This is a genomic window from Sulfuricurvum sp. (assembly GCF_036279695.1).
GTDB lineage: Bacteria > Campylobacterota > Campylobacteria > Campylobacterales > Sulfurimonadaceae > Sulfuricurvum.
The window spans coordinates 1-19,972 of the sequence record NZ_DASUIQ010000065.1 but is presented as its reverse complement, the minus strand read 5'-3'; the positions used below and the strand labels follow the sequence as shown (position 1 = coordinate 19,972).

The 19,972-nt window shown below is 41.5% G+C and carries 20 protein-coding genes and 1 pseudogene; 11 read left to right on the top strand and 10 right to left on the bottom strand.

The genetic code is table 11. The features are described from left to right. Nucleotides 1–3: 3 nt before the first annotated feature. Genes VFW36_RS06275 through VFW36_RS06255 form a run of 5 tightly spaced genes read left to right on the top strand, consistent with a single transcriptional unit; the run spans nt 4 to nt 6,388 of the window. The gene (locus tag VFW36_RS06275; protein ID WP_329657956.1) at nt 4–1,728 is read left to right on the top strand and encodes an EAL domain-containing protein; all 1,725 of its coding nucleotides are present in this window, start codon (nt 4–6) and stop codon (nt 1,726–1,728) included. A 42-nt stretch (nt 1,729–1,770) separates the two neighbouring features. Beyond that, on the top strand, nt 1,771–2,958 hold the full coding sequence (locus tag VFW36_RS06270; RefSeq protein WP_329657955.1) for a hybrid sensor histidine kinase/response regulator: 1,188 nt from the start codon (nt 1,771–1,773) through the stop codon (nt 2,956–2,958). After that, on the top strand, nt 2,955–3,626 hold the full coding sequence (locus VFW36_RS06265) for a response regulator transcription factor (protein WP_329657954.1): 672 nt from the start codon (nt 2,955–2,957) through the stop codon (nt 3,624–3,626). Before VFW36_RS06270 ends, VFW36_RS06265 begins: the two co-directional genes overlap by 4 nt. Nucleotide 3,627: 1 nt before the next feature. Continuing rightward, entirely contained in the window at nt 3,628–5,286 is a 1,659-nt protein-coding gene (locus tag VFW36_RS06260; protein ID WP_329657953.1) for an EAL domain-containing response regulator, read from the top strand. Then, nucleotides 5,276–6,388: a HAMP domain-containing sensor histidine kinase gene (locus VFW36_RS06255; RefSeq protein ID WP_329657952.1), complete on the top strand. Its 1,113-nt coding sequence runs from the start codon at nt 5,276–5,278 to the stop codon at nt 6,386–6,388. Before VFW36_RS06260 ends, VFW36_RS06255 begins: the two co-directional genes overlap by 11 nt. Before the next feature lie 8 nt (nt 6,389–6,396). Here the strand turns inward: VFW36_RS06255 and VFW36_RS06250 are convergent, their stop codons facing one another. The 6 genes and pseudogenes from VFW36_RS06250 to VFW36_RS06225 all read right to left on the bottom strand — a co-directional run bounded on the left by VFW36_RS06250 (nt 6,397) and on the right by VFW36_RS06225 (nt 12,599). Further along, nucleotides 6,397–6,726: a CZB domain-containing protein gene (locus VFW36_RS06250; protein WP_329658056.1), complete on the bottom strand. Its 330-nt coding sequence runs from the start codon at nt 6,724–6,726 to the stop codon at nt 6,397–6,399. A gap of 87 nt (nt 6,727–6,813) precedes the next feature. Further along, a pseudogene (locus tag VFW36_RS12560) lies at nt 6,814–7,107 on the bottom strand (methyl-accepting chemotaxis protein); the annotation flags it as partial. 694 nt (nt 7,108–7,801) lie between these two features. After that, on the bottom strand, nt 7,802–8,290 hold the full coding sequence (locus VFW36_RS06240; protein WP_329657951.1) for a PAS domain-containing protein: 489 nt from the start codon (nt 8,288–8,290) through the stop codon (nt 7,802–7,804). Nucleotides 8,291–8,369: 79 nt separating this feature from the next. After that, entirely contained in the window at nt 8,370–10,325 is a 1,956-nt protein-coding gene (locus VFW36_RS06235) for a PAS domain-containing sensor histidine kinase (protein ID WP_329657950.1), read from the bottom strand. Beyond that, the gene (locus tag VFW36_RS06230) at nt 10,322–11,092 is read right to left on the bottom strand and encodes an MBL fold metallo-hydrolase (protein WP_329657949.1); all 771 of its coding nucleotides are present in this window, start codon (nt 11,090–11,092) and stop codon (nt 10,322–10,324) included. The genes VFW36_RS06235 and VFW36_RS06230 overlap by 4 nt, the downstream gene beginning before the upstream one ends. After that, nucleotides 11,082–12,599 carry a response regulator gene (locus VFW36_RS06225; protein WP_329657948.1) on the bottom strand — a complete coding sequence of 506 codons (1,518 nt, stop codon included), beginning with the start codon at nt 12,597–12,599 and terminating at the stop codon, nt 11,082–11,084. Before VFW36_RS06225 ends, VFW36_RS06230 begins: the two co-directional genes overlap by 11 nt. Nucleotides 12,600–12,692: 93 nt before the next feature. Between VFW36_RS06225 and VFW36_RS06220 the strand changes: the two genes are divergently transcribed. The 6 genes from VFW36_RS06220 (at nt 12,693) to VFW36_RS06195 (ending at nt 17,157) form a co-directional block, all read left to right on the top strand. Next, nucleotides 12,693–13,058 carry a hypothetical protein gene (locus tag VFW36_RS06220; protein ID WP_329657947.1) on the top strand — a complete coding sequence of 122 codons (366 nt, stop codon included), beginning with the start codon at nt 12,693–12,695 and terminating at the stop codon, nt 13,056–13,058. A gap of 10 nt (nt 13,059–13,068) precedes the next feature. Beyond that, on the top strand, nt 13,069–13,563 hold the full coding sequence (locus tag VFW36_RS06215) for a histidine phosphatase family protein (protein WP_329657946.1): 495 nt from the start codon (nt 13,069–13,071) through the stop codon (nt 13,561–13,563). A gap of 389 nt (nt 13,564–13,952) precedes the next feature. Further along, nucleotides 13,953–14,126, top strand: a complete 174-nt coding sequence (locus VFW36_RS06210) for a hypothetical protein (RefSeq protein WP_329657945.1) — start codon at nt 13,953–13,955, stop codon at nt 14,124–14,126. Nucleotides 14,127–14,129: 3 nt separating this feature from the next. Next, a complete protein-coding gene (locus VFW36_RS06205; RefSeq protein ID WP_329657944.1) occupies nt 14,130–15,140 on the top strand; it encodes a hypothetical protein in 1,011 nt (336 codons plus the stop codon). A 6-nt stretch (nt 15,141–15,146) separates the two neighbouring features. After that, nucleotides 15,147–15,752, top strand: a complete 606-nt coding sequence (locus VFW36_RS06200; RefSeq protein ID WP_329657943.1) for a hypothetical protein — start codon at nt 15,147–15,149, stop codon at nt 15,750–15,752. Nucleotide 15,753: 1 nt separating this feature from the next. Further along, complete coding sequence (locus VFW36_RS06195) at nt 15,754–17,157, top strand: DNA sulfur modification protein DndB (RefSeq protein WP_329657942.1); 1,404 nt, start codon at nt 15,754–15,756, stop codon at nt 17,155–17,157. A gap of 21 nt (nt 17,158–17,178) precedes the next feature. On the opposite strand, the gene VFW36_RS06190 is transcribed toward VFW36_RS06195, so the two are convergent. The 4 genes from VFW36_RS06190 to VFW36_RS06175 all read right to left on the bottom strand — a co-directional run. Then, a complete protein-coding gene (locus VFW36_RS06190) occupies nt 17,179–17,544 on the bottom strand; it encodes a DUF86 domain-containing protein (protein ID WP_329657941.1) in 366 nt (121 codons plus the stop codon). Next, the gene (locus VFW36_RS06185) at nt 17,537–17,827 is read right to left on the bottom strand and encodes a nucleotidyltransferase family protein (RefSeq protein ID WP_329657940.1); all 291 of its coding nucleotides are present in this window, start codon (nt 17,825–17,827) and stop codon (nt 17,537–17,539) included. Before VFW36_RS06185 ends, VFW36_RS06190 begins: the two co-directional genes overlap by 8 nt. A 50-nt stretch (nt 17,828–17,877) precedes the next feature. Beyond that, on the bottom strand, nt 17,878–18,261 hold the full coding sequence (locus VFW36_RS06180) for a DndE family protein (RefSeq protein WP_329657939.1): 384 nt from the start codon (nt 18,259–18,261) through the stop codon (nt 17,878–17,880). Beyond that, on the bottom strand, nt 18,258–19,972 hold a 1,715-nt coding region (locus VFW36_RS06175; RefSeq protein ID WP_329657938.1), incomplete at its 5' end, for an AAA family ATPase. The genes VFW36_RS06175 and VFW36_RS06180, both read right to left, overlap by 4 nt.

Here is a 19,972-nt window from a genome sequence, read left to right as displayed (position 1 = left end):
ACAATGTCAATCAATAACACTTCTTTAGCCCCTATATTGAGCGATCTTTGCACGATGGGACAGAATATCACTATCCTATACGTCGAAGACAATGAGATGATTCGTGAAGAGTTTAGCCTCATTTTAAAACGTTTTTGCCCCCATGTCGATACCGCATCCGATGGTGAAGAGGGGCTACAGGCAGCGTTGAACACCCATTACGACCTCATCATCAGCGACATCGAAATGCCCAAACTAAGCGGGTTGGAAATGATTGAAGCGATCAAACAGCATATCCCTCATCAGGCGACGCTTCTTATCTCCGCACACCAAGAAGTCACAATGCTTCATCGCAGTGTGGAGCTGGGGGTGGATGGCTATTTGTTCAAGCCCGTCCAGCCTCAGCAAACACTCAAACTCCTCCATAAGATCATCTCCCACATCGAGCATGAAAAAGAAAATACCCATTATAAACTCCATCTCGAAGAGCTGATCGAGAGTAAAAACAATGAACTGATACAACTCTACCAAATCGATCGGATCACCCAACTCTATACGATGGGTCAGTTCGAGCACGACATTCTCAACGAAGAAAATCGCTCTCTCGTTTTATTCAAAATCAACGATTTCAAGAGTCTCAACGATTTTTACGGGTATGAAGTAGGCAACTCCATTCTCCGTCAAGGCGCCGATTTTTTACGGGACATGGTCTCGAGTCTCCCCAATGCGAAACTCTACCGTATCAGCGGAACCCATTTCGCCCTCTTGATCCCGATGGACAGTTACGATTTGGAGCGGTTTGCACGGCTGACGATCCATATGTTTGAAGAGCGTGAGATTCAGGTCGATAACGAGTTGATGTATCTTGAGATGACTATTGCGATTGTCGATCGAAAAGACGGAATCTCCCTCTCCAATGCCGATAAAGCGCTTCGCGAAGCCCAACGATCGGGAAAAGTGATCGTATATATGCATGATGAGAACAAAGAGCTCCTCCGATCGGCCAAATTCAAATGCCAAGATGACATCAAACGGGCATTGAAAGAAGGGCGTTTTTGCCCGTACTACCAACCCATAATCGATAATGAAACCCAAAAAATTGTCAAATATGAGGCACTGGCACGTTTGATCCTCTCCGATGGGGAAGTGATAGGTCCCGCACATTTTTTACCGATTGCCAAAGAGACCAAAACCTATCATCAAATCAGCCAAATGATCATCCAAAAAGCGATGCACGATTTCGAAAGTTCCGAATGCCGTGTCAGTATCAACCTCTCGATCGAAGATATTAAACACCCCTCAACCCGCAGTTTCCTGTTCAATAAAATCGAATCCTTCCCCGAACCTGAACGGTTGGTCTTTGAACTGCTCGAATCCGAGGGGATCGACTCTTACGATGAATTGGGAGAATTTTTTAACCGGCTCAAATCGTACGGGTGCAAGATCGCCATCGACGATTTCGGCTCAGGATACTCCAACTTTGAGCATCTGGCTAAACTCAATATCGATTATATTAAAATCGACGGTTCTTTGATCGTCAATATCGACCATGCCTACCTCTCCCAGACCATCGTCGAAATGGTGGCATCGTTCGCACAGAAGATCAATGTCAAAACCGTCGCCGAATTCGTCGGAAATCGCTCGGTTGAGTCGATGATCGTCTCCATGGGGGTTACCGAATCACAAGGCTATCTCTTCGGAGCTCCGATTCCGTTTAACCCTTCCATGCGTTTTATCCAATCTCTGTGAGAGTTGAGCTATAATAATCCAACCTCAGATAAAGAGTTCAAAATGATGAATGCAATCGCCCTCTTAAAAGAGCTTTCACATGAAAAGAATCTCCTTATTGTAGAAGATGACCCTAATGTTTTAGAGAGTTTAGAGCGCCTTTTATCGCATTTTTTCAACACGATTTATAAAGCCTCCAGCCTCGGTGAAGCGATCGATTCGTGCAAACAGCTGCGAGATGCTTCCCTCCCGTTTATCATCATTAGCGATATTCATTTGGGTCAAGACAACGGTATCGATCTCATCCGTCAAATCAAACAAAACAATCCGAGTCAAAAAGTAATCGCCATCTCAGGAACCGAAGATCGCGATATATTTATCGAATCGATCCGCTACGGAGTTGACCGTTTCGTCCTAAAACCCATCGATCAAACCAATCTATTCAATGCACTGATAACCCTGCTTCAGCAAATCAACTACGATTGCGAGCTCGAAGCTTCCCAAAAACTGCTCAAAGATTCCAAAGAGTATGCCCTCAGACTGCTCGATGAGCAAGATCAATTTTTAAAAAATGCGATCCATGAGATCCATACCCCCCTCTCCGTCATCATCACCAATATCGATCTACTCCGTATGGACGGCATCGATAACGAATACCTCAATGCGATCGAAGCGGGATCGAGGATCATCCAAAACAGCTACGAAGATATGACCTATCTGATGAAGCGTGACCGCGTCCCCGATCACCACAGCACTATTGATTTGGTCGGATTTATCCGTGAACGTGTCCGCTATTTCACCTGTATCGCAGAGGTCAACGAACTCTCGTTCTCCATTCGAATCGGACAGCCGAACCTCCCTCTCATCCGGTTTAATGAGCTCAAACTCTCCCGTCTGGTTGACAATACCCTCTCCAATGCGATCAAATACTCTTTCCGTCCGAGTGAGATCAATGTGACGGTGGGGATTCGCAAAGATAACCTCTTTTTTGAAGTTCGCAATCACGGACCGTTGATCCAAGACAAAAAGAAAATATTTGAACGTTTCCACCGCGAATCGGAACACAAAGGGGGATACGGGTTGGGACTGAGCATCGTTTCTCAAATATGCGATGAGGAGAACATCGACATCGAGATTTCTTCCACGGCGGTTCGGGGAACGGCATTTCGGTACATCTTTAAAAATGCGACGCTCTTGCAACACAATTCTTCTACAATGACGCTACTAAACCAAAATGGAGCGATGGAGTGAAAATTCTCCTTCTTGAAGATGAATTTATGTTGGCGCGTTCCATCCGAACCTACCTCCTATCCCGTGGCCATTTTGTCGATCATTACGACAACGGTCAAGAGGTCTTGGAGCTGATCGATTCCCAAAGCCACGAATTCTATATTCTCGACATCAACACCCCCCTCGTCGGAGGGTTAGAGTGTCTCAAAGCCATCGCCGCAAAATACCCTAATACCCCGAAAATCATTATCAGTGCCTATCACGACGTCGAGTATATTTCCGACGCTTTTTCCCTAGGATGCAGCGATTATCTGAAAAAACCGTTCAACCTCAAAGAGCTCGATATTCGGATTTCGCATCTCACCAGCCAAGTACAGCAGAGCGCAAAACCCCAATACGATCCGATTATCCATCTGAGCGAACATTACACCTTTAACAAAGAGAGCAATTTCCTCTTTTATGACGGTGTCATCCAAAAATTTACCAAACGGGAACTCTCCTTGATCACGATGTTCGTCAGCAATCTGGGGCAGATCATGACGGATGAGAGCATCCGATCCTTCGTATGGGACGGTGAAGAGGCTGAACCTTCGACGATACGATCGTTGGTGAATCGGGTACGGAACAAACTCAAAGAAGAGTTGATCGAAAACATCCGCGGATTCGGCTATACGATGAAAAGGCTCTAACGTGTCGAATCAGATCCAGCAGCTCAAAGAAGGCGCAGAAGCCCGCAGTGTACTCATCATCGATGATGACATGGAGCTTTCTGAATCGCTGAGTCGGATACTGCACGTCTTTTTCAAAGAGTGCGTCATCGCCACCGACGGAGAAGAGGCCTACCAAATCTATCGTTCACGTGTGGAAGAAGGGAATTCGTTCACACTGGTCATCAGCGATCTAGAGCTTCCTAAGATGGGGGGACTTCGCCTCATCAAACAGATCCGAGCACTCAGTACGCATCAGCCTATTTTGATCCTTTCGGCGCATGATGAGGCTGAATATATGGCCGAAGCGATACGTCTGGATGTGGAGGGGTATCTGATAAAGCCCCTATCGATGCCGAAACTCTTTGAGAGTCTGGAGAAAATATTTACCCAGCCCTCCCAAAACGGAACCGTTGTCTCATTCGATAACGATCCGGTGACGGGGTGGAAAAGCTTCCAAGAGCTTGCCGATCGGATCCAAACACTCGAGTCTCCCCCTTTTACCCTTTTACGGATTCGGGTCAATCATCTGAGCAATATATTTAAATTCGTAGGGGACGTATTCGCGAATGAGTATATCAGTGAACTCTCCGCTCTCCTGCAAAGTATCTCACAGGAGGGAAAAGGGGATTTTTACCGCATCGGAGTCGATGAGTTTTGCCTCGTATTAGAGGGGGAAGTGATCGAGCAAGCTAGCAATATCGCATCAAGTATGATCTCCATAGCCCGTTATTTTCATACTTCGGAGAAAGGGATTGTCCTAAATTCGAGTCTCTCTATCGGTATCGCCTACGGCAAAGATCATATATTGTTCAACTCCAAACTGGCACTGGATATGATTCCCGATCGTATCGGAGGGGGCTACAACGTCTACTCCCTAAGTGAACAGAACCAAGACTCTACCCACATGAAAAGCCGTGAAATTCTCCGGATGATTTTCGATGCCCTCCACGAAGAGAACATCGTACCGTTTTTCGCACCGGTACGATGGAGTGAAGATCATGAGATATGCGGCTACGAGAGCGTTGTCAAGATTCGCAAAGATGATCGCCTCTACGGTTCGGAAACCTTTCGTTCCATCGCGCTGGATATGGGTCAGATGGGGATGATAACCCGTTCTATCATACGCCGTATCTTTGAACTGAGCCGTGTATTAACCCCGAATAAACCGATTTTCTTGACCCTGAGTGCCATTGAACTGAGCGATGAATCCCTCTTAACGTATATCCATTTTTGGGCTCAACGAAACAACATAAGCCCCTCGTATATCTGTTTTCATATCGTCGACGGGCTAAAAATACTCCAAAACAGTACCCTTTTAAATCATGTTAAAACGCTTCAGATGAACGGTTTCAAAATCATGCTCAGTCAATTTGGGATCGGGGAGTTTAATCTTTTGACACTCCTCTCCCTCCGCCCCGATTTCATCAAATTGCATCCTGAGCTTATTGCGCAGTCTGATAATGCGGATATACGTTTTATCCTCTCAAAAATGGTCGAAATCGCGCATCATATAGGAGCGCAGTGCATTGCACAAGCGATAAACGACGAGCACCGCCTAGAATGGATCAAAGATGCGAATATTGATGCCTTCAGCGGATCTCTTGCCGGAAATATTTTTGAGGTAACCCATGAACACTGATCTCCCACTCATCCTTCATCTGTATGAGGGAACTGCCTCTTTTTCCCCAGATGAGAGTTTAAAGAGTTTCTTTTCTCTCGAATCAGCCCTATACACTCCTCAAATCGACCCGCATGAACTGCTGGTTGCGATTATATTAGAGACAAAAACATTTGAAAAGCACCATTTAGAGAGTATTCGGCATCTTCACGCATTAGGTAAAAATATTATCTTGGTGGCTATCTGCGAAGGCTCTGAAGAGTATCTCCGCTCAGCTTCACTCATCACCCGATGCGTCACGTTTCCTCCCCATACGCAATCTAAATCGCTTTGTACGATGATCCTCCCCATGCTCCGCGAACATGTCGATTCACTGCGCTACATGGAAGCACTCAAACTACGTTCCCACCGTTCAGGAATGGTCGATTCGCTCAATGTGGTCGCCCACCAGTGGCGACAGCCCATCAATCTCATCAGCATGGAAGCGATTAACCTCTCTATCCAATCAACTCTCGAAGAGTGCGTCCCCTCCCCCTCTATCAAAAAGAGTACTCAGATGATTTCAGAACAATCCCAGCGGATGGCTGAAATCTTAAAAAATGTCCTCAACATGGGAAAAACACACCGAGGAAGAGAGCCTTTCTCTATCAATGCGATGTTAGAGAGGGTAGGACTTTTTTTTAACGATCAACTACAGCGTGAGCGTATCGGATACCAAACACTCCCCCTCGAAGAGGATAAATTCCTCCACGGCTATGCCAGCGATTTGGAAGAGGTATTGGTCAATCTTATCGCCAATGCCAAAGATGCATTCAAAACCTCTCCCCTCGAATACCAAAAATCGATCACCATCGAAGCGACCTATTCTCCTACGGAGATTCTTTTCCATATCAAAGATAACGCCGGAGGAATCCCCGAATCGATACGGGAGAAAATCTTTGAGCCCCATTTTTCGACCAAAGGGCAAGGAGAAGGGTTCGGAATCGGGCTCCATATCGCTCGCCTCATCATCACTCAGGAGTTCAAAGGGAACCTCACCTTCTGCGTATCGGATCATGAGACGGTATTCACCATCACACTCCCTCGCAATGATGCCAGCCAGCTAACCTTTATCTACTCATAACATCCGTTTTATTTGGCGGCTGACTCATTCAACATCGAATCCAAATGGATAAACAATTCACTTGATGCATTCTCCATACGGCTGAATTTGTCAATAATCACATCGCGATTATCCCCTAAATGCTCCATATCTTTGATCGTATCCCGAATCTCACCCACAATGGTATGAACCTCTTGGTGAGGTTTGAGCATCTTTTGATACGAATCGAACCGACCGAAATGGATTTTCCCCGCATCGCCCTCATACCATTGTCCCAAACGACAATTATGATGATCGACATGGCTGCCGCTGATTTGACGGGTAAAGATAGTGTTGTAGGTTCCATTTTTGAAAAGCATATGATCGATCTTCGCCAAAATGACAAACGCCGTCGATTCAATATCGCGCACAACCGAAGCCGTTTTGAGGGCATCCATATTCAAAAGATGAATGGTTTCGTCAAACTTTTGAATCAATGCACTCGAACGCACCGCAATTTCATTGATCGACTCTGAGCCCGACTGTATGGAGGCCGTCTCTTGTTGAAGCGTTTGGATCGCGATCGAAATCTCTCCTGTCGCACTTTGGGTTTTTTCCGCCAATTTTCTCACCTCATCGGCAACGACGGCAAACCCTCGTCCGTGTTCGCCGGCGCGTGCCGCTTCGATGGCCGCATTGAGTGCCAGAAGATTAGTCTGATCGGCGATGTCTTTGATCAGATTGACCACCGAATTAATGTCATTGGCACGACCGCTGAGGGCATTGATAGCTCCGTTAGAATCGGCGACCAACTCGCTCAATGACGAAAGATTTTTACTTACCTCTCCGATTTCGTCTACCGTTTCAGAAGAGTGCGACGCCGTATTTTGAGAAATCGATGCGATATTGGAGAGATTACTTAGTGTTGTGACCAAATCCTTTTGGATCACGTCCAATCCTCCGGTCGAGCGGCTGATTTCGGAGAGTTTACTGTCGAGTTCGGAGAGTTTTAAGGCTTCATGGCTTGCTCTCATTTTCACGACGTTTTGATTGATATACTCCGCAGAGCGTTTAAACGTCCCTTTGAGTCCGGAATCTTGAACGGTACGGTAGTAGCGATCTTGGCTCAACGCTTCGATAACGGCATAGGTATCGCGCATATAGACTTCGAGCTGATCGATCATGTTGTTGGTATTCCAGCACAATGCACGCAATTCTCCGTGTTCATCGACGTTCGTAATCCGAGACTCCATATGCCCCATCTCGATCTCTTTCATCGTTTCGGCTACGTTGTGTATCGTCGCTTGCACTTTGCGGATGTTGACAAAGATAGCCCAAGCGATCGCAAAATTGACCAGATTCAACACCCGAATCCAGTCAAACCCGATCGTAATAACCTCAACGATCAACGCGACCATAAAAACAATGATCGAAACGATATTAAGATACTGGAGTTTAGAGAGAGAGGATAAATTCATCATAAGAGACCTTTCGCTGATTTAAAAAGTGCGTCAATGTCTCGATACCGGCGCGAATCCCTCCGCGTTTCTCCGCTTCAAGAAGCGAACGGTAAATAGGTTTAATCTGTTCCAATATGGCTGGGGAGGGTTTACGGCGGACAGAGTGATAGGCGATCAATTCGTTTTGATCGTTCATACTCGGAGTGATATGGGCCATGACCCAGTAATAATTATCTTGCTTGGTTTTATTGATGACGTAGGCGAACACCTCTTCTTTGTTTTTAATCTTCTCCCACAAAAATTTAAAAACACTCGCAGGCATCTCAGGGTGTCGAAGGATATTATGCGGCTGACCGAGAAGCTCAGACTCACTGAATCCGGACATTTCGATAAATACTTCGTTGCCGTAGATAATTTTCCCACTCAAATCGGTTTTAGAGACGATAAAATCTTTTTCGTCGAATGTCAGCTCCATTCCAGCCATATTCTCTCACTTTAAAATATTTGGCGATAGTATGAATGGTTAATGTTGCAATTGTGTGGCAATTTTATGTTTTTGGAATCTATATAACCTTTTTAGGAAGGCGTATCGTAAAACACACCCCATTTTCGATATTTTCGACATCGATGCTTCCGTTTAGATGCTTCTCGATAATCGTTTTCGACATATACAGCCCCAATCCCGTCCCTGCTTTCTCATCTTTCGTCGAAAAATAGGGGTCAAATATACGCGGGAGTATATCGGTGCCGATGGTTCCTCCGTTGTTGCATATCTGTGTCACCACCTCATCCTCTTCATCATAAACCTGAATCGAAATAGCTCCGTTGAATGTCAGATTGCTCACCAGTGCCTCTTTGGCATTGTTCAAAATATTGATAAAGACCTGCAGCAGTTCCCGTGAGTAGGTTTCGATTATCTCGTCGGAATCATTATGGATCTCCAAAGAAATAGCATGATTATTCAAACTCGCACCGATCATCGCTTCGGCTTCTTTCACCGTTTCGATGATTCGAATCGACTCCTTCTCTTTGTTCGGACGGAAAAAGTCACGGAATAACTCGATGGTTTGAGAGAGATAGTTGACAACCCCCAAAATGTCCTCTCCAATTTTTTTGCATGCTTCGGGTTCAAGTTCTTCGAGATCAATATCGATCAGCATATTATTCACACTCATCGATATGGTACTCAGAGGCTGACGCCATTGATGGGCGATCATCCCGATCATCTCCCCCATCGCCGCATGACGCGATTGTGCGATCATCATCTCCTTCGTCTTTTGTATCTCTTCGAGCATTTGCTGACGCTGGGTAATATCGGTATGAAACCCGACCATCCGAATCGGCTTCTTCTCCTCATCGTAGATCACCTGCCCCCGATCAAGATTCCAGATATAGTGCCCCTCTTTGTGCCGTAGACGGTGGATGTTCTCATACACTATTTCAGGGTTGGCTATACTTGTCTCGATTGCTTCTTCCGCATCTTTGAGATCATCAGGGTGGACGAGTGAACTCCATGTTTCCAACCTATTCGGAAGCTCTTCATCTCGGTATCCCAACATCGTTTTCCAACGCGGGGAAAAGTAGATTTCATTGGTGATGAGATTCCAGTCCCATAGTCCGTCGCGGGATCCGCTGATCGCGAGATCAAACCTCTCGCGTGCACATTCGAGTTCGGTGATGTCGTTTAGGATCAGTACATAGCCCGAAAACTTTCCGCTCACATCGTCCAACGGGCGGATAAAGACATCGTAAATCGTTCTGCTCCCGTCAACCCTCTTTTTGTCATACGTAAAACGGTACTTCTCCCGATCACCCAAATTACCGATCGCATCAAAGATCCACTCGGGCGTTGATACCGTTTTATGCTTCATATAGTAATAATGACCGCTGGATTGCCGTTGGTCGAACAGCACTTCGCTCGCACTTTGATTGTAGTTGGTAATCACTCCGAACGAATCGAGTAAAACAGCCCCCGACGAGAACGAATCAAACACCGTCAAATAGAGATTTTTTTCGTTGGTGAGATGGAGATTTTGCTCAGAGAGTTCATGGATCTGCTCTTCCGAACTTCGCCCGTGCCATTCGATCGAGTAGGCGATTTCGACACGGTCAAAAAACTGCCGAACATACTCATAATAAAACTTCGGATCATCGAACAGCGCTTTGTTCTCTTCGATCAAATCGTGATAGGTTTGGCGATAGTACTTGAACAGCGAGATAAACATCGCGAAATTGACCCCGCGACTACGATGACGCCGTGCTTCGAGTAACCCGAACTGAGATGCGGGATCGTCGTTAAAATGCTCATCCGGAGTGAGAGAGGGGGGAGTAGGATAGCGTTGGATCAGTAACTCAAGCGAATCGGTCAACCCGACTATCGAGATTCGCCATGCTTCCAAAAGAGTCGATGTATAGCGGGTATAGCCGTTCGTTTTGGCGTAGTTGAGTATCCGCTCCATCAACCATGATTCATTCTCCCGCAGCCATGCGATAAAGCGCGGGTGAGAATCGATTCTCATGATTTATCCAATCCATAGAGTTTTTCACACTGCTCTGCTCCACCATCAACATTTTCAAACCACTCTAAAAATCGAGTCGCATTTTCCCCGTGAAACAGCGATCCGTGCTGAGGGGCGATCGTAGCGACATCGCATCGGCGAACGCACTCGACCCACGCACGGCAAAAACGGTTAGCCGCCATATAACGACTATGAAACCCTTCCAAAAACGGCCGATGTTCCTCGAAATCATCCACCTTTTTGTTGAGATTCTGAGGAGACGCGATAGCCGCTCCGATGTCTCCTGAAAAGAGGATTTTGGAGCGGCTGTCATAGAGCGAAAAGTTCCCCGGAGAGTGCAAAAAGTGGGCAGGGATAAACTGCAAATAATCCGCTCCGAACGAGATTTTTCCCCCGTGATCTTCCAACCCGACGATACGATTCATATCCATGAGTCCATAATGCCCCATAAACCGTACCCAGAGGTTAGAAATCACCAACTTAGCCGAGGTGGCGACGCTCCATTGCGCAATCCCTCCGGCGACATCGGGATCTTGGTGGGAGAAAAAGATGTATTTGATCTTTTGCGGATCGATATGGCGTGAAATCGCTTCATAAAGTTCACTAAAGATCGCTTCGCTCCCCGGATCGATCAATACCGCACTGTCGTTTTGAACGATCAAAAACTGATTGACCGACAATGAGTGCTCGGCATGCTCTTCATCTTCGAGACTGAACATAACGCATTTATGATGCGCGTCGTCAAATAGGATCGTTTCATTTTTCATACTGTATTCCTTTAAATTCCCGAATTAACACCATTTGCCGTTTGGCGATATAGTCGATCATCCCTTTTTTCCCCTCGTCATGAAGATTAAATACAAATACCACTTCGAAACGGCGATTCACCTCATCGATTCGAAACACCTCTGCCGTTGTATTGATGATGATCGGACGACTCGCGGTCGTAAGTACTATATCCAAAATCACCGAATGTTTCACCGCGAAACCGGCGGGCAAGGAGAAAAGCTGAACTCTCATCCCACTGATAGAAACATCCATAATCTCTAATTCGGCATCGAATCGCCGCTCTTCGTACAGCATCGTCACCGCAATGTTGTTATCCGGAGTGACCCGTATCGACTCCCTCCGCGCGGGAGAGGTCGGCACCAGACGGTATTGACTAAAAAGGACGTATTGCTCCCCCAAATCGATCTGTCTTATCCCCTCTGCCAAGATCGTCATAGGGAAAAGCTCGGACGTGAGGTAAAACATTTTCTCATACTGCATCGCTTTGAGCTGCACGTAGGCGCTCTTGATGCTCACCGTTTTCCCCTCGATGCTCTCGACGATACCGTCATTGACGATACTAAGCCCTTTGTAGAGATTATGGACTTTCATTTTCGCACTGCTGCGCATCGCCATCTCCAACAATGCACGTACCGTCTTCTCATCTTTGATCAGCGATTCGCGCTCAGTCGCATTGCTGTCATAGAGTTTCAATAGCCCCAGTTCGGTCACGTCATTCAGTGACAAAACCGCATACCCATCTTTCTCGGGAACGCTTTGATACGTGAGGATAAAATGGTGCGACACCTCCTCTTGATCGGCTATCTTGACGTTAAAGAGCCGCTTAGGGTGGGCGGATATATGCTCAAACCATTTCATCGTCCCATGATCGTAGACGAAGCTCTTGTGTTCGAGGAGAACCTCACCGAATGTTTGAAACCGCTTCCGAAGCGCTTCGATATTTTTGACACCGAAAAAATCGAGGGTGGGCTGATTGGCGATCACTACATTGCGTTCATGCAGCAAAATGACGAGATTGTTTTGGTAGTTGAAAACGGCATGGAGATTCGCATTAAATATTTTGCGGTGGAACGCCTCGACCAACATCTCGGAACAGCGGGTAAACGTCTCGATCAGATTATCGATTTTGAGCGGTTTGATGAGATAATCAAACACTCCGATTTTGATCGACTGATGGAGGAAATCGCGTTCATCGTGCGCCGTTGTGATGATGATAAGCACATCGGGATCGATCTCATGAATCGCTTCGGACATTTTAAGCCCGTCCATTTTAGGCATATTGATGTCGGTGATAACGATCGCGGGACGATGCTTCTCGAACAGCGCCAGCCCCTCTTCCCCGTCATATCCTGAGATGACGTTATCGAAAAACTTTTTAAACAGCACCGTCGCCTGAGCGTTCAGCCCTCTATTGTCTTCGACATACAAAAGCGGATAGGTATGCAAATTAGCCCGAAGCTGTTTTAAAACATTCGGATCGCCCATCTATTCTCCTTTGTAATATGGCATAGAGTAACGAAAAACATCTTAAATTTAAAGTATACTAACCCTATCGATTATAATCATGAGGATAAGTGTATGACCTTTTCACCCGAACAACTCCAGAACATCAAAACATCGAGCGAAATCTACCGTAGCGAAGTCAACCGTATCAACGAGCTGATCAATGCACCCCAAAGCGAAGATCGCCTTGACAAACTCTATCTTCTGCGCACCATCGCCACTATCGAGCACGGCAAGCGTATCGGATTGTTTGATGACAAAAACAGTGACGAATATCTCGAAGCGCTGGGGCGTGAAGTGAGCAAACATTTCCCTGAAAAAGATGACGAAGAGCTGTTTGACGATCTCGCTATTTTGGACGACGACCTCCACAACCGTCTCTTCTCCAGCACGGAAAAAGAGAAAAATATCCTCTTAAAAGCGTTGGGATTAACCCTCTAGGGAGCCTGCCATGAAAACCCTCTACCTCATCCGTCACGCCAAATCGGACTGGAGCGATGAGTCACTCAGCGATTTTGATCGCCCCCTCAACAAACGGGGGATGAAAGACGCTCCGCTGATGGGTTCACATCTCGCAAACAAAGCTATCCGTCCCGACCTCATCATCTCCAGCCCCGCTCTACGCGCCAAAACCACCGCACTCACTATTGCCCAAGCCCTCTCTTATCCTCACGAATCGATCCACTACGATCATACTCTCTATGCGTGTACTATGGAGACGATCCTCTCCGTCATCCGTGATGTATCTCCGAGTGTCGATACCCTTTTTGTCTTCGGACATAACCCTGAGTTTACCGAATGTGCCAACTTTATCACGGGCGGCGATATAGAGAATATCCCTACGTGCGGAGTAGTGGAGATGCGGTTACTAAAAGATGATTGGAAGAGTATCGGAGAAAATTCGGCGGAACTAAGAGGGTTTGATTTTCCGAAGAAATATCGGTGAATATAATAAAATTATCTCTGTTCAATAATCTTTTAATAATATATTGGTAATAATCAGGGGCGAAGTAAAAAATGAAATTAGTGTTTAACAACAAGTGTTTCGTTATCTATCATGTAGCGTGTCAATAGTGAGTTCAAGAAGTTTACGCTTCGTTCGCTATCCATGCACGAATATGAAAAAGACGGCGTTGATATTTCAAATACTATTTTTTTAGCCTTTGTAAATGAGATGTATTCAAACTCCCTATTCGTGTATTCGATATAAACATCGTTTTTGAGTATTTCGATGCAAAGTATATTTTTAACCATATAGGTAATAATTCCCTTTATATTGCAAATTATAGGTAAATATTACCTCTTTGTCAAGTTTATTATAAAAGAAAAGTGCAGATGACGAAAAAAGAGCTAGCAGAACGTATCGATGTTGATCCAAAAACATTAAGAAATTGGGAAACAACCAAACCTGAGCTAATGAAATTGATCTATTTAGGACTTGCTACAGAAAAATATATTTCAAACGTTGAGCAATACGTACAAAAAACTCAAAAAAGTCCTAAGCATTAGTTCATGTTAAATTCTAATAAATTATCCATTCATGAGTCAGCAGAAAAAGCATTAGAAGCACTAGGTAAAGAATCAGAGTATATCGATATTTATCATTACATAATTGAAAATAGTTTATTCGATTTTGGTGCAAAAAAAGAAAAGCATGAACATGTATTGAGAAAAATTTTAGAGCGCAAATGTATCAATTCAAATTTATCCTATAAAACTAAAGAACTTCTTTTTTATAAAAAAAATAACAAATATGGATTATTGAAATGGCTAAATGCCCAAGAGATAAAAGCTTTTTCTATACAAAGTGATAAAGATTTATTCATACAAAAAGAGTTAGAAAGCCTCAAAGAACAATTGTATCAATCAAAATTAGATATCGAAAAGTTAAACACTATCAATTTTAATACAAAAAATTTCAACGAAAAATTTGATCAATTTCAAAAGCTACACAATGAAAACGAACTTCACAATAGTGAAATGAAAACTTTGTTTGATAAGTTTAATTTTGAAAAAGAAAAAGTTCAAGCTCTACTTGATGATTTAAAAGAAAATAAACACCAACTCAATGTAGCAAAATTAGATAAAGGGTTTACCTCTTTATTGTTGAAGAAAGAAAAAGAAGGGGAAAAGGTTCTATCTCTTTTGAGAATATTCGGCGGATTAATTTTAACTGTTCCATTGTTAAGTTTTTCTCTTGTTATTACTCATTTTACGATTAGCATAGCTATGGCTATACCATTGTTAACAATTGAAATATTTTTGGTTTATTATTTTAGAATTTTTCTACACAATTACAATTCGATAGAAGAGCAAATTCTCCAACTAGAAAATAAATCGTCACTTCTGCAATTTATCTCAGACTACATGGAATACAAACAAGATAATGAAGTTAAATCGGATGATATAGCAAAATTTGAAGATATTATCTTTAGTAAGATTTCACCCAATATGAAAACGATTCCGACTTCGCCTGATCTAATTTCACTTGTTGAAAAAATTGCGAAAATTATTAAGAAGTAGGTAGAAATGGAATATAAACTAAATTTTGTTGAGTTTAAAAAAGATTTTTCTAGTGATGTAGATTCAACTTCTGGAATATATCAAATTGTAGCTTTACCTTTTTCTGAAAGAACATGTGATAATAATGTAGACATTCTAAAAGGATACGTAGATTATTGTCAAAATTTTTTTCTTCACTCTTGGGAAGATAAGGTAACTTCAACAACACAATATAAAAATAGAAGTTTAATAATCGATTTAAACGATTGTCAAACCACCCATATTGATAAATCAACTAACTACATTGAAAATGAGGGAAAGCAAAATTTACATTCTTTTTTTCTTGATTTTTTACCTTTCTTACCCTCTTTATATATTGGAATTGCAGAAGATTTAAAATCAAGATTTCTTCAACACACAAACATAAATGATGATAAGAGTACAATATATAAATTAACAAATAATAGAGAGTATGAGGCATTTAAGCATTGTAAAAAATATTTTATTTGGAAAGAAATTCCAAATAGAAATTTAGATACATTTAATACAAAATATCGAGATGTTTTAGAAGAATTTGAAAGAGTAATGATCCAGACAAAAAAACCGCTTATTAATAAAGTAAAAAGGAAATAAAATGAGTTTAAAAAAAGTTGAAAAAATGGTTGATTATTTATGTCATAAAGCTCAATTCACCAATGTTACATACTACATGACAAGCTTTAGTCTTGATGAAGCTGCTGATGGATTACACTATGAAAGTGAAGTTATTGATGGTGGCTCATTTGCTGAAAGAATGCAAAGAAAAATTAATATAGAAAGGGCAGAAAAAGAAATCTTAAATGATTATCTTTTAAAAGATGGGACGCGTTTTTTTAATGCGATTGTCGCAACTTTTATACCAAATGTTGAAGACGATGAAGGATTCTTAATTGAAGAAGAGTTAGGAATGGATTTTGTCAAATTAAGTGTTAAAAAAGACATTAAAAAATTCGTCTTAGATGGGCAACATCGATTATATGCCCTACGTAAACTCCGAGAAATACTCATTCAGCAACAAAAACAAGACAATGATCTAAAAAACATAAGAATACCAATTATTTTCATTGTGTATAGTGAACTGAACAATACTTTAGAACAAAAAGATAAAATAAGAGAACAAATCATAAGAGAAACAAGAACTGTTTTCACATCTCTAAATAAAACTGCAAAACCGATAGATAAATATACTGCGCTAATAACAGATGATGGAGATTTATCTGCTGTATCTGCAAGAAAACTATTAGAAGAAAATTTATTAGATGAAAATTATATTAAATGGTCAATTCCAAGTAGTTCATTAGGACAAACAGACCCCTATTTTACAACGCTTAGTATCATCAATGACTTTTTTGATATATGTGAATCAAATTTTAATGAGTCAATAGATAGTACTTTAAAATATGAAGATCGAATGTCAAAAGTTAATGAATTATATTTTGATTTTGTTGAAGAACTTGGATTTGTTCCAAGTAAATTAATAATAGATTTTTTTAATGAAATTTCTTTTTTCTTCAATTGGAAAAAAAACATATCTGCCTTAGGAATTGTTTTGCCGAAACAACCCGAATTACCTAATTTATCAGCAGATCAAAAATCAAATGTTAAACAATGGAGGCAATCAAACGTATTAGCAACTGTTGTAGGGCAAAAAGCTCTTTTTGGTGCTATAGTTTTATCTTATAATAAAATGGGTACAACTACAGAAGAAAAAAATACAAATATATTTAAAAGAATTAATATTCTTTTAGAATTGAAATTTTTTGATCGCAATGATAAAATTTGGGAGTCCATACTAGTTCGTAATGATAAAAATAGAAGTATGATAACTAAAACTTCAAATATCTTTTATGCTGAAAGACTCATTGAGCTTATTCTTACATTAGCATCAAATTCAATTGAAAATTTTTCAAAAGATGTCTATTATGAATTGGGAACGGATAGATTGGATGGACATCTTAATAAATATATAGACTTATTATCTAAAAATCTTGCAACCTAAAATCAAAAATATTGATAGCGTTCAAAGCGTGCTTTGCAATTTCAAAACCTTATCTTCAAGCTCATCAAGTTTTTCATTGCAGATGTCATAGATGGTTTCAGCATCGATGTCAATGTAATGATGGGTGAGGATTTCTCGTGTTTTGATGATTTTGCTCCAGTAGGTTTTGTCGGCTACTTGGAGTAAAAAATCCCCCTCTTTTTTGTCGATGTTTTTGAGAGCTTCGCCGATAGACTGAAGTCTCATAGATATAGCATCAAGTCTCATAAGCCCCTCATGATCGGCTAAAAAGTCATCACTTGAGTGTATGGGTACAAATCGCTCTTTAATGAGATGCAGGCTTTCTAGTATGAAATGGATAAGTTCAGAAATACTTGCTTTATCCATAAATAACCTCTTTTTGAATGTTTGAGATGATGATGGGATTGTTGTTTTTATGTTTATGGATAATGTCAATTTTCTTGTGATAAAGTTCTTCGAGATAGACCCAAAGCCCAGCGAGATTGTCAAACGTTTTTCTTTTAAATTCTACATAAAAATCTATATCACTCTCATCCGTTTGTCTATCTTTTGCATAGCTACCAAAGAGACCAATTTTACTGACCTCAAACTCTTTTTCAAGGTAGGGCTTTTGTTCGGAGAGTGTCGCAAGAATCTCTTGTTTTGTCATTGTAAAACTCCGCTAACTGTGTGCACCATTATAGTGCAAAAATTAAGTATTTAAAAATCCTGCAACATAAAATCAAAAATATTACTATCGTGTTTGAGTGATGTACTCAAGATGTGATAGCCTCTAAAGATGTGTCTTTGAAGGTGTTGTTCGAGAGCTTTTTTCGAAGTGATGGTAATGTCATCAAACACTTCGATAGCGTCCCAATAGAACTTCGTATAGTCCTCTGAGCCTTTGCCCTCACCCGTAATCTGTTCTAATCGGTACTCTTTTCCCTCTTTAGTCTCATATTCTACTTCTTCAAAAGGTGTTTTGAGTGATAACGATACATTGAGCATAAAACGCAAATAAAACCATTTCGGCTCACTTTCGAGGTTAAGCGCTTTGCCCAACGGGATAACGTAATTTTCGATCTCTAAACTGGTTCGTATCATGCTGCTTTCTCGATTTTAGAACCTAGCTCATCACGCAAGATATGATAGGTTTCATAAGATAGGTTTTGGGATTGTACAAATTCAAACTCACTATCGGTCAAGAGTAAAATGAGGTGATCGAATTTGAGATAACAATCATTGAGCAATAATTTTTTATTTTCATTCGAGAGTCGTCCAAACGGAGTATCGACCATAACAAACGAAGCGAATTTTTTAAAGTCTAAAATACTTTTGACGATGAGAAAATTTAATACCTGTTTTTGCCCTGCAGAGAGCAAATCAATATCAAGCCGTTGTTCACCATCTCCGATGACAATGTTGTGCTTATCATCGATGTAGATTTCATTGATATGCTTGTATTGTTTGAGAAATGGAGCGGTATTTTTTTTCAATGTTTTGTTAAACACCTCTAGTTTTTCTTGAAGCTCTTGTTTGTAGACTTTTTCACTGACATGTGCCACTTGCTGTAACTCTTCATACCCTTTGATAAAAGCATATTTCTCTTGGTTGGCTTTGAAGCTTTGGGTTAATGTACGGTTGATCTCTTTGGAAAGCTCTGTATTTCTTGTGATACTCTCTTCGAGTTCTTCGAGTGAATGTTGCATCTGTGTTAGTTGGTCTTGTTGTTCATCTCTCGATTCACTCAAAGAACGGGTAATTTCTTGTTCCATAGCAGACGATTCGGCTTCTTGAATCTCTTCTTGTAACTGTTTTATTTCGAATTGTAAATTTTTTATATCTTCCAAAAGCTTTGCAAACTCTTGAGGTGATACCGATAGGGTAATCGATGCAGATTCGGTAAGCATTAATCCTCGAAATAACGATAGAGCTTCCTCTTCCTCGACACTCGATTGCAATTGATTTAAAAAGCGTTTGAAATGATTGATAAAAAGTTTTTCATCAACAACACTCAATGGGCTATGTGTACGTTGCTGTATTCCATCTAATAATGATTTATTGAGTAATAGAGGCATTTGATACATAACAAGCTCTTTAAAGGTCACAGAGAGGCTATTAAGTGTTTCTTTTCTTGCATCTCGTTCTTGGTGAAGTGCTTTTACTTTTTTATTACGGTTACGTATTTGCGTATTTAATTTTTGGACATTGAGTTCTAACTCTTTGTACTCTTTTGTTTTGGTAATGAGCGTCTCTTTATCTTTACTAATCATCGCAAGTATATCAAGGCGTTTGTTTTCAAGATCGATGAGTTCTGAGGTTTCGGAATCTTTATTTTTATCCAAAAGATTTTTGGCGACCTGCAAGGAATCCTTATGGACATTCACGAGTAGATCGAGATCAAATACAAAATCAAAAAGGTGTTTAAGGCGTGTACGGGAAAGTAAAAAGAGGTTGCTTCCAACTTCACCATCATAAAATAAAAAGTCGATCAAAAAGTTAGGAAATTTATTTTGAATAAAGTGTTCTGCTTCGGCACCTTCGATGGCATTTCCGTCTTCAAACGATATGGTTAAAGACTCTTCGATTTTAGTTTCAAAGATCCATGTTCTTTCGATTCTAAACAGATCAAAATTCAACACGATACTGCAATGTTTCTCTTTTGCATTATTATTTAAGATCGATTCTAATGAAACATTCGTATGCCCAAGACAAAGCTTGATAGAGTTGAGAATAGAGGTCTTTCCAAATCCATTTGTCCCGATGATACACGTAATAGTATCAAAAGTGACTTCGTGTCTTCCATTGTAAGAAA